This is a genomic window from Streptacidiphilus anmyonensis, assembly GCF_000787855.1.
Classification (GTDB): domain Bacteria; phylum Actinomycetota; class Actinomycetes; order Streptomycetales; family Streptomycetaceae; genus Streptacidiphilus; species Streptacidiphilus anmyonensis.
This window is the reverse complement of record NZ_BBPQ01000040.1, coordinates 22,766-23,793: the sequence shown is the minus strand read 5'-3', so window position 1 is coordinate 23,793 and position 1,028 is coordinate 22,766. Positions and strand designations below refer to the sequence as shown.

Below are 1,028 nucleotides of genomic sequence, written 5' to 3'. Positions count from 1 at the left end.
TCTGGTCGGCCGCCTTGGCGCGGCCGTCCGGCCCGGCGCGCCCGGCCTTGCCGCGGGCATCCGGGTCCGCGGCCGAGCCCGCCTCGCGGGGCGGCTGGCGGTCGTCGGCGACACGGGCGACACGCGCCGCCAGGCCCTCGCGGTGAGGGCTCGGCGGCGCGTGCCGCCCCTGCGGGGCGCGGGTCAGACCGCGGAGCAGCCGCCGTCGACCGGGACCGCTCCGCCGGTGACGAACGAGGCCGCGTCGCTGAGCAGCCAGGCGGCGGCGCGCGCGATCTCGACCGGTTCGGCGAGGCGCCGTTGGATGGCCCGGCCCGTGGCCGCCTGCTCCAGCTGCGGCAGGGCCTCGATCGCCTGCTCCATCAGCTCGGTGCGGGTGCTGCCGACCATGAGCGCGTTGATCCGGATGCCCTGGCCCCCGTACTCCGCGGCCGCGGCGCGGGTCAGGCCCAGCACGGCGTGCTTCGCGGCCACGTAGGGCGAGACCACCCCGGTGGCGAAGAGGCCCGCCGTGCTGGAGGTGTTGACGATGGCGCCGCCCGCGCCGTGCCCGAGCATGGCCGGGATCTGCTGCTTCATGCAGTTCCACACGCCGCGGACGTTGACGTCCATGATGCGGTCGAAGACGTCGTCGTCGGTCTCGTGCAGCGCGGTGCCGAGTGTTCCCCAACCCGCGTTGTTGAACGCCGCGTCCAGCCGCCCGAAGGTCCGCACCGCGTGGTCGACGGCCCGTCCGACGTCCGCCGCCTCGGTCACGTCGCCGACCACGACCTCGGCCGCTCCCCCCTCGGCCCGGATCTCGTCGGCCAGTTCGCGCAGCCGCCGTTCGCGTCGGGCGGTCAGCACCACGGCCGCACCCTCGGCGGCGAACACGCGGGCGGCGGCGGCGCCGATCCCGCTGGACGAACCCGTGATCATGATGATCTTGTCGTGCAGAAGCCCCTTGTCGCCTGCCATCGGCGTCGATCCCCCCAGATCGCTCATCCGCCCCCCGCCGATCGGCGGGGGGGGGGCGCGCACGGTAACCC

General features: G+C 75.7%; 1 protein-coding gene. It reads right to left on the bottom strand.

Going from position 1 to position 1,028, the window contains the following annotated elements; genetic code table 11:
* Positions 1 to 183 precede the first annotated feature (183 nt).
* Positions 184 to 957: an SDR family NAD(P)-dependent oxidoreductase gene (locus TR50_RS27690; protein ID WP_152648679.1), complete on the bottom strand. Its 774-nt coding sequence runs from the start codon at positions 955 to 957 to the stop codon at positions 184 to 186.
* Positions 958 to 1,028: the final 71 nt, after the last annotated feature.